The sequence below is a fragment of the Prosthecobacter sp. genome (assembly GCF_029946185.1).
Lineage (GTDB): Bacteria > Verrucomicrobiota > Verrucomicrobiia > Verrucomicrobiales > Verrucomicrobiaceae > Prosthecobacter.
In genome coordinates, this window is the sequence record NZ_JAQSEA010000016.1 from 1 (window position 1) to 8,580 (window position 8,580).

An 8,580-nucleotide genomic window follows, 5' to 3' on the forward strand; every position below is an offset into this window, starting at 1 on the left:
CTCCTCCTCGTCCTCCTACTCCTCCTCGTCCTCCTACTCGTCCTCGTCCTCCTACTCGTTCTCGTTCTCGTTCTCGTTCTCGTTCTCGTTCTCGTTCTTGTAGCGTCGCTGGGTCTTGAATGCGGATTGGTGGTCGTTCTCTTTCCCGATGCGTCCACAACCCTGCGGCCAAACGCGGGCACAGTGAAAAGGGGGGGAGCGATGGGGCCGCAGAACGCGATGGGACGAAGGATTCTACGGACGCGCACAACGCGTCCCTACCAGCCCCTCGCGGCGCGTTCGGGATGGTAGGGAACCGCTGTGCGGGTCCGTGATTTCGGGTCTGTTGTATCGCAGGCGATGAACAAGGTGCGCCGTCCTTGGGGCTTGCGAGAGCCGAAGGCAGACTTCTACGGTTTCCACCATTTCAACGGGGGGTGGTGACAACCCAGCCCCGCACACATGGAGACTTCCACGGTTTCCACCGTTTCAACGGGGGGTGGTGACAACCCAGCCCCGCACACATGGAGACTTCCACGGTTTCCACCGTTTCAACGGGGGGTGGTGTGAGCATAAGCCCGTGCCGGGTGGGGGCATGGAAAGCTCCGAAGCATGCCGCGAAATCATGGCAACCCAAGCCCACCTCTGGTTGCCGTCTTTTCGGGGCTCATGGCCGTGAGTTTCTTCATCGGCGTGCATCCCATTGCCACAGCGTTCCATCGGCTGCCGCCTGCTGCAGATTCCTGCGCAGCGTTTGGCGCGGTCGTCAGCGCTTGGTTGCCGGTTGCCCACCCTATATACGCGCTGTGGCAACCGGCAACCAGCGGGGGGAGGTTGGACATGGCATGGGTTGAGGGCAGCTCGCAAAGCACGTTGTCAGATCTCTCAGATATGGAGTGCGGTTGCGAATTGAGGAACGAACGGAGCTACCGCTTTCGACGAGCAGGTCGGCTCACCTTCACCTAAGTATGGTCGAAAGTGGGAGCCGGTTGAGTACCGCAGGCCGGTCAGCACGCGCTTGCCACGAGACGCGCGAAAGCGGCAGCTCCACTCCTTCAGGGTTGCGCAGCCGCAGTCCAAAAGCTCGGCAGCTTTTCAGGCATTGGGCGTTAGTAAATGATCTACCCTTAGGGGATGCATGCAGTTTACCAATGGGGGTGTTCATTCCTTGCTGCCGCTGCGTTTTTTGATCTCAGCGAAGGCCTAGGCCAAGTTTTCGATTCCATGACTCTCGGCTTCGCCTGACAGTACTGGTTCGCGGTGTAGCAGGGAAGCCGGAGACACACCACCCCCCGTTGAAACGGTGGAAACCGTGGAAGTCTCGGTGCGGCTGCGGGGTCGGAGACACACCACCCCCCGTTGAAACGGTGGAAACCGTGGAAGTCTCGGTGCCCGCTGGCGGAGGAGAAGGATCATCCTGAGCTCTCATCGCGCCGCGTTCTCCCAGCGCTCTTCCCAAGCAGGGACCAAGAGTGTCCCGCTCCTCCCAAAACATCCAGCGCGGGACGGAGGGCGTGTGCGGAGCGTGAGGGACCAGGATGGTCCCACTCCTTCCAAACCGCCCAGCGCCTCCGGCAGGAGAGGGATCATCCTGATCCCTCAGCGCGCCGCGTTCTCCCAGCGCTCTTCCCAAGCAGGGATCAAGAGTGTCCCGCTCCTCCCAAAACATCCAGCGCGGGACGGAGGGCGTGTGCGGAGCGTGAGGGACCAGGATGGTCCCGCTCCTTCCAATCCGCCCAGCGCTTCCGGTTAGGCATGATTCGCAGCCTCCGCGCTCGGAAATCACGGCAACCAGCAGGGGGTAAATGGTTGCCGTTCCATCTGGGCGGTATCTGCCAAAAAATACCATGGATTGCCATTCAGTGCTACAGGATGCCCCTGCTTGCGCAAGCCAACCGGGTTTGGGAAGGTGTCGGTTGCCGGTTGCCGCAGTGAGAATATAGGGTGGGCAACCGGCAACCGGCAACCAAGGACGGTAGGGTCGAGGACGAACCCTCACCGCCTCACGGCGGCACCGTAAACGTCCCGCCGCACGCTGTGGCGATCTGATTGAGCAAGGATGGCTCGGTGCTGCCGGGCAGGGTCTCTTCGCCGATGCTGATGCAGTGGATGCGGACCTTGAACTGGGTGTGGATGCGCTGGGCGAGATCCAGCACCTGGGCGGGGGTGCCGTCGCTGGGCTGGCCGTCGCTGAGGAAGTAGAGGGTGTCGATGCTGCCCTCCGGGAGGATGCGGGTGAGGGCGTGGTCGAAGGCGGCGCACATGGGGGTGCCGCCGTCGGCATCGATGCGGTCCACGAACTGCACAGCCAGCTTGTGGTTTTTCTCGTCGTTCAGTGCCATGCCACGGGCGGAGAAGCAGGAGTCCACCTGGTCGCCAAAAGTAACGATGCCGTAGCGCAGCTTGTCCGATTTGTTTTGCAGGGCGGTGAGGAGGTTGCTCATCTGCCCCTTGAGCTTGCCGATGCGGCCGTCGGCGCTCATGCTGCCGCTCACGTCGAGGATGAAGAGCGCGCCTTTGCCACGGAGTTCCACGCCGTAAAACGAGGCCATGTTCATGGCGGGGTCGTCATCCAGCGGCTTGAGGAGCTTCTGCAGCTTGAGGAATTCCGCGTAGTCGCTGCGGGAGAGCCTTTTCCACGGGATGTTCGCGCCCTGTGCGGCCAGCCAGGCCTTCCACTTTTCCGGGTCGTTGGCAAAGTCCTGCCCGGTGAGCTGAAACAGCGAGCCGTGGACGGCATCGCCGATGGCTTCGTCGTTCAGGTAGGGCAGGAGGGACTGCAGGGCCAGGAGGCTGCGCATGCCGCCCAGAGCCTCTGCGGCGCAGGCGCGCATGACGTGGGCGTTGGCGGGGTCCAGCAGCGCGGCCACGCGGGCCACCACGGGGTCGGGATTGTCCGGGAAGGCCCCGAGCGCCCGGGCGGCGAGGGCGAGCCGCTCCGGCTCTTTCACCGCCGCGAGCGGGCCTTTGACCTGGGTGAGCAGATTCCAGAAAAAGCTGCGCGTCTCCAGCAGGTGGATGCTGGAGAAAAACAGCAGAGCGTCGCCATCGCAGGCGGGGTGCCGCAGCAGCCAGTCCACCAGGGCTTTGCGGCCCTCGCCCGCAGGCCAGCCGGCCACGATCTCGGCCAGGCGCATCTTCATGCCAAGGCCCGTGCGCTTGTCGCCTACGAGGGTGAGCACGGCCTCGCCCGCGAGTCTTTGGGCGTGGAGGTCCTTCAGTGGAGCCAGCGCCTCCTGGTCGCCGTTGCGGGCGTTTTTGACGATGCCTTTGAGCACCGGGGCCACATCCTCCGCTGCGTGCAGGAATGAAGCCGCAAGAGCGACTGCAAGCCCGCACGAAACGACTGAGCGCATGGCGCGTGTCAGCTACTTGGCGGTGGTTTTGGCTGAGCCAGCCTTGGCTTCGAGCTTGCTGAGCAGCTCCGCATCGTAGCCGACCCAGCGGGTGACTTCCTTGCCGTCGCTGTCGAGCAGGACGATGGTAGGATAGCCATTGACCTTGAATTTTTTGCCCAGGGCGTCGTTCTGCGCTTTGGTCTTCTTGGGCAGAGGGGTGTTGTGTGGGAAGTCGAGCTCGACGAGCACGAGGTTTTGCTTGGCGAATTTCTTGAAGGCGGATTTGGAGAAGACCTCGTCATCCAGCTTGATGCAGTAGCCGCACCAGTCGGACCCGGTGAAGTCCAGCAGCACCATCTTTTTGGCCTCCTTCGCCTTGGCGAGAGACTTTTCATAATCGTCATCCCAGCCGGTTTTGGCCAGCACGGACGTGGCCAGGGTGAGGAGGGAGAGGGTGGTGAGAAGTAATTTTTTCATAGGAATAAAGGGAATTAATGGGTTGTCCGCAGGGTATGAAACCGGCGCTCTACAGCCAAGCAAAAAAATATCCGGGGGCAGGGCAGGGGGATTTCAGCGGGATGAGGAGGCTGGATCTTTCGCAAACAATCGAAATAGTCTTTGACTGTGCCCCCAACAGCCCTAGTATCGAGCCACTTTTTCGGAACCAAGCCGGGGTGTACTGTCTCCTGACGTCAGTCATGGAGGTTGTCATATCCCGGTTTTCTTGTCGAAAGAGGAGGAGGTTTCTCACCAAACCGCCGCCGGTTACGCTGTTATAGCTCAGTGGTAGAGCACGTCCTTGGTAAGGACGAGGTCGAGGGTTCAAGTCCCTCTAACAGCTCCAGTGGCAGTCCGTGGGGATCTTCGAAACACGACAAACGAACCAGTCCCAAGCGCACCCCCTCAACTAACTCCACCCATGGCTAAAGAAGCATTCCAACGCAACAAGCCGCACGTCAACATCGGCACCATTGGCCACGTTGACCACGGCAAAACCACCCTGACCGCCGCCATCACGACCGTCCTTTCCAAGAAAGGTTTCGCTCAGGCACGCGCCTACGATCAGATCGACGCAGCTCCTGAAGAAAAGGAACGCGGTATTACGATCAACACCGCCCACGTGGAGTATGAGACCGAAAAGCGTCACTATGCTCACGTCGATTGTCCCGGACACGCTGACTATGTGAAAAACATGATCACCGGCGCCGCTCAGATGGACGGTGGTATCCTCGTCGTTTCCGCCGCTGACGGCCCAATGCCCCAGACCCGTGAGCACATCCTGCTTGCCCGTCAGGTCGGCGTTCCTGCCCTCGTGGTGTTCATGAACAAAGTGGACATGGTTGATGATCCAGAACTCCTCGACCTCGTCGAAATGGAAGTTCGCGACCTTCTTTCCAAGTATGACTTCCCAGGTGACGACATTCCGATCGTCAAGGGTTCTGCTCTCAAGGCCCTCGAAGGCGATCCTGAGCATGAAGCCAATATCCTGAAGCTCATGGATGCTGTCGACAGCTACATCCCTCTCCCAGAGCGTCCGATTGACAAGGACTTCCTCATGCCAGTCGAAGACGTGTTCGCGATCGAAGGTCGTGGTACCGTCTGCACCGGCCGTGTTGAGCGTGGTATCGTCAAGAAGATGTCTGAAGTCGAAATCATCGGCATCCGTCCGACGATGAAGACCACCGTCACCGACATCGAAATGTTCCGCAAGCTGCTCGACGAAGGTCGTGCAGGCGACAACGTCGGCCTTCTGCTTCGCGGCACGAAGAAGACCGACATCGAGCGCGGTCAGGTCATCGCCAAGCCAGGTTCCGTCACTCCTCATAAGAAGTTCACCGCAGAGGTGTACGTTCTTTCCAAGGACGAAGGCGGCCGCCACACACCTTTCTTCAACAACTACCGCCCACAGTTCTACTTCCGCACCACGGACGTGACTGGCAGCGTGAAGCTTCCTGAAGGTGTTGAAATGGTGATGCCTGGTGACAACGTCTCGATCGAAGTCGAGCTGATCACCCCGATCGCCATGGAAAAGACCATCCGGTTCGCTATCCGTGAAGGTGGCAAGACCGTCGGTGCTGGCCGCGTTGCCAACATCCTCGACTAGTTCGCGCAGTTCGTTTGTCTCGAATCCCGCCGGGTCTGGCGCACAGACCCGGCGGTGATTTCGTCTCCTGCTGGGAGGCGAAACGAGGTGCCGGACTTGCAAATTTGATTCCATCCGTTATTCATTCCGGGAAGCTTTTCTCGCTAACACAGGTCAGTAGCTCAATTGGTAGAGTAGTGGTCTCCAAAACCATTGGTTGTGGGTTCGAGTCCCTCCTGGCCTGCCAGCGATAATCCCGGAAACATCCGTAGAAAACGAAACGCTTCACATGAGTCGCATCCGCAAATACATCGGCGAAGTCATCCTCGAACTCAAGAAGGCCACGTGGCCCTGGGATCCTAAAGAAAAGGGCTTCGCCAAATACCGCGAATTGATTGAATCCACAGTGGTGGTCTTCATCGCGATGATCCTCCTCGGAGGCTTCGTGGCAGCGTTTGACATCAGTTTCAAGTGGGCCTTTGAAGCCGCGCAGAAGCTGGGCGCATAATTCTCCGTTTTCACCCCAACACCCTTTTTCCGAATTCTTATGGGAGCTATCCCCTCACCCCGCGACCAGTGGTTTGTCATCCACGTCCGCTCCGGCCTTGAACAGAAGGTCCGTGACAGCATGCTCCGCCGTATTGAGAAAGAGGAGATGGGTGATTACGTCTTCCAGGTTCTCGTGCCGATGGAGCGCGTTGCTGAAGTCAAGAAGGGCAAGCGCTCTGAAAGCAACCGCAAGTTCTTCCCCGGCTACGTCATCGCCAACTGCCACCTCCTCGACGAGCACAATCGTCTGGTGGAGAAGACCTGGTATTTCGTCAAAGAAACCGACGGCGTCCTCAACTTCGCCGGCACCAAAGATCACCCGATCTCGATGCGCGCCAAGGAAGTGGAGGCCATGCTGGCCCAGGTGGGCGACAAATCTGAAGGCGCTGTGCCCAAGATTGCCTTCAACCTCGGCGACACCGTGCGTGTGGCCGATGGTCCCTTCGAAAGCCAGAACGGCATCGTCGAAGAGATCGATCCAGAACGCGGCGTGCTGCGCGTCTCCGTTAATATTTTCGGGCGCTCCACTCCGGTCGATCTCGAATACTGGCAGGTTGAGAAGGCATAAGCCGCTCCGCCGCCCCCTGAATCTCAACTCAAGCAAGCAAGCAAGGAACACAAAGACATGGCCAAGGAAATCATCAAACTCATCAAGCTCCAGATCAAAGCTGGTGCCGCCAACCCCGCACCGCCCATCGGCCCTGCTCTCGGTCAGGCCGGTGTGAACATCATGGCCTTCTGCAAGGAGTTCAACGCCGCCACCTCGAAACTCGGTGGTGACGTCCTGCCAACCGTGATCACTGTCTATAAGGACAAGAGCTTCACCTTCATCACCAAGCAGCCTCCGGCTTCCAACCTCCTGAAGAAAATCGCGAACATCGCCAGCGGTTCCAAGGAAGCGAACAAGATCAAGGTCGCCAAAATCACCAAGGCCCAGCTCCTCGAAGCCACCAAGCTCAAGATTGCTGACCTTAACACCACCGATCTCACGATGGCATCCCGCATCATGGCGGGCACTGCACGCCAGATGGGCATCGAAATCATCGACTAATCACTCAACCGAAGCAGGAGAACGTCACAGTTCGCCACCACTGCACTTACATCATGCAAAAGAGAAGCAAACGTTACAAGAAAGCAGCCGAGATGGTTCCGGCAGGCAAGGCATTCACGCTCGAAGAAGCGGCCGAACTCCTGCGCAAACTCCCTGGCACCAAGTTCAACCAGACCGTCACCCTGTCGTTCCGCATGGGTGTGGATCCGAAGAAGAGCGACCAGATGGTCCGTGGCACCTGCCCGCTGCCTCACGGCTCCGGCAAGACGGTGCGCGTCGCCGTCTTCGCCCAAGGCGCTGCCGCTGAGGCCGCCAAGGCCGCCGGTGCTGACATCGTCGGCAACGAAGACCTTATCGCCAAGGTGAAAGAAGGTTTCACCGACTTCGACGTCGCCATCGCCACCCCGGCTGCGATGACCGAAGTGCGTAAACTGGGTAAGCAGCTCGGACCTCGCGGTTTGATGCCAAACCCACGTACCGGCACCGTCACTGACGACACCGCCGCAGCAGTCAAGGCCGTCAAAGCAGGCCGTGCTGACTTCAAGCTCGACAAGAACGGCAACATCGCCTCCTCCGTCGGCAAGGCTTCCTTCGAAGTGGCCCAGCTCACGGACAACGCCACCGCGCTGATCGAAGCCGTGGTGCGTGCCAAGCCAGCATCCGCCCGTGGCCGCTACGTCGAAACCATCACTCTCGCCGCCACCATGTCGCCTGCTCTTCGCATCGACGTGTCGAAGTACGTCAAACTTTAATTTATAGAAGCACTGTAACATGAAAGAACTCAAAACATTGCTCATTGATGACCTGGTACAACGGGTCAACGCCTCCCCATTCCTGTTCGTCGTCGATTACACCGGCCTGAAGGTCGCGAAATTTGCCGAACTGCGCAAGCGCCTTGGCGTTGTCGGAGCGGAGATCCACGTCTTCAAAAACAATCTGGTGAAGAAGGCTGCCGAAAAGGCCGGCTATCCAGGTGAAATTGGTGACCACCTCGTTGGGCAGAGCGCCTACGTGACGGGTGAGAAAGACGTATTCGGCGCGGCCAAAATCCTCAAGAATTTCCAGGCCGAGTTCGAAAAGCCGGTGATGAAAGTCGGCGTGCTCGACGGCAACATGCTGGACACCGCAGCCATCAAAATCCTGGCTGATCTGCCTTCCCGCGAAGTGCTGCTCTCCCAGCTCCTCGGTATGCTCCAGGCTCCGGCTTCCGCCCTCGCCCGCGTGCTCCAAGCCAAGGCCGATAAGGATGGCGCACCTGCTGAAGAAGCCGCCCCGGCTGCCACTGAGGAAGCTGCTCCTGCTGCTGAGGCCGCACTCGCTGCTGAAGCCGCTGCTCCTGCCGCTGCTCCTGCTGCTGAGGCCGCACCTGCTGCTGAAGCCGCACCTGCTGCTTAAACCCCATTTGACCAGATGGCCCGTCAAACGGCCTGAATACCCTAACTCCCAATGGTTCCTCGCCGGGGCAAAAGCTTTTGCTCTTAAATAATCCGCAGCTGCGGAACGCGGCGACACCGACAAAATAATATGGCTGACCTGAATAAAATCGTTGAAGAACTGAGTGGCTTGACTGTGATGCAAGT

The 8,580-nt window shown here is 59.2% G+C and carries 8 protein-coding genes and 2 tRNA genes; 8 read left to right on the top strand and 2 right to left on the bottom strand.

Annotated elements, in window-relative coordinates; genetic code table 11:
* Positions 1 to 1,982 precede the first annotated feature (1,982 nt).
* Entirely contained in the window at positions 1,983 to 3,335 is a 1,353-nt protein-coding gene (locus tag PSV43_RS00995) for a vWA domain-containing protein (protein ID WP_300192772.1), read from the bottom strand.
* A gap of 12 nt (positions 3,336 to 3,347) precedes the next feature.
* Complete coding sequence (locus PSV43_RS01000) at positions 3,348 to 3,794, bottom strand: thioredoxin family protein (RefSeq protein ID WP_300192774.1); 447 nt, start codon at positions 3,792 to 3,794, stop codon at positions 3,348 to 3,350.
* 292 nt (positions 3,795 to 4,086) lie between these two features.
* On the opposite strand from PSV43_RS01000, the gene PSV43_RS01005 reads away from it, so the two are divergent.
* From PSV43_RS01005 to rplJ, 8 genes are all read left to right on the top strand, one after another.
* Positions 4,087 to 4,161: transfer RNA gene (locus PSV43_RS01005), tRNA-Thr, on the top strand.
* A gap of 75 nt (positions 4,162 to 4,236) precedes the next feature.
* Positions 4,237 to 5,421 carry an elongation factor Tu gene (gene tuf, locus PSV43_RS01010; protein ID WP_300192776.1) on the top strand — a complete coding sequence of 395 codons (1,185 nt, stop codon included), beginning with the start codon at positions 4,237 to 4,239 and terminating at the stop codon, positions 5,419 to 5,421.
* A gap of 150 nt (positions 5,422 to 5,571) precedes the next feature.
* Positions 5,572 to 5,647, top strand: a tRNA-Trp gene (locus tag PSV43_RS01015).
* Between the two features lie 42 nt (positions 5,648 to 5,689).
* Entirely contained in the window at positions 5,690 to 5,908 is a 219-nt protein-coding gene (locus PSV43_RS01020) for a preprotein translocase subunit SecE (protein WP_300192778.1), read from the top strand.
* 39 nt (positions 5,909 to 5,947) lie between these two features.
* The gene (nusG, locus tag PSV43_RS01025; protein WP_300192779.1) at positions 5,948 to 6,517 is read left to right on the top strand and encodes a transcription termination/antitermination protein NusG; all 570 of its coding nucleotides are present in this window, start codon (positions 5,948 to 5,950) and stop codon (positions 6,515 to 6,517) included.
* A 57-nt stretch (positions 6,518 to 6,574) separates the two neighbouring features.
* Positions 6,575 to 7,000, top strand: coding sequence for a 50S ribosomal protein L11 (rplK, locus tag PSV43_RS01030; RefSeq protein WP_300192781.1), 426 nt, complete (start codon positions 6,575 to 6,577; stop codon positions 6,998 to 7,000).
* 53 nt (positions 7,001 to 7,053) lie between these two features.
* A complete protein-coding gene (gene rplA / locus PSV43_RS01035) occupies positions 7,054 to 7,752 on the top strand; it encodes a 50S ribosomal protein L1 (protein ID WP_300192783.1) in 699 nt (232 codons plus the stop codon).
* 19 nt (positions 7,753 to 7,771) lie between these two features.
* Positions 7,772 to 8,395, top strand: coding sequence for a 50S ribosomal protein L10 (gene rplJ, locus PSV43_RS01040; RefSeq protein ID WP_300192785.1), 624 nt, complete (start codon positions 7,772 to 7,774; stop codon positions 8,393 to 8,395).
* Positions 8,396 to 8,580 lie beyond the last annotated feature (185 nt).

What these genes read in the sequence shown, in the direction of transcription:
- rplJ (WP_300192785.1), top strand. Translation starts at nt 7,772, where the DNA reads ATGAAAGAACTCAAAACATTGCTCATTGATGACCTGGTACAACGGGTC.
- PSV43_RS00995 (WP_300192772.1), bottom strand. Translation starts at nt 3,335, where the DNA reads ATGCGCTCAGTCGTTTCGTGCGGGCTTGCAGTCGCTCTTGCGGCTTCA.
- tuf (WP_300192776.1), top strand. Translation starts at nt 4,237, where the DNA reads ATGGCTAAAGAAGCATTCCAACGCAACAAGCCGCACGTCAACATCGGC.
- rplA (WP_300192783.1), top strand. Translation starts at nt 7,054, where the DNA reads ATGCAAAAGAGAAGCAAACGTTACAAGAAAGCAGCCGAGATGGTTCCG.
- rplK (WP_300192781.1), top strand. Translation starts at nt 6,575, where the DNA reads ATGGCCAAGGAAATCATCAAACTCATCAAGCTCCAGATCAAAGCTGGT.
- PSV43_RS01020 (WP_300192778.1), top strand. Translation starts at nt 5,690, where the DNA reads ATGAGTCGCATCCGCAAATACATCGGCGAAGTCATCCTCGAACTCAAG.
- PSV43_RS01000 (WP_300192774.1), bottom strand. Translation starts at nt 3,794, where the DNA reads ATGAAAAAATTACTTCTCACCACCCTCTCCCTCCTCACCCTGGCCACG.
- nusG (WP_300192779.1), top strand. Translation starts at nt 5,948, where the DNA reads ATGGGAGCTATCCCCTCACCCCGCGACCAGTGGTTTGTCATCCACGTC.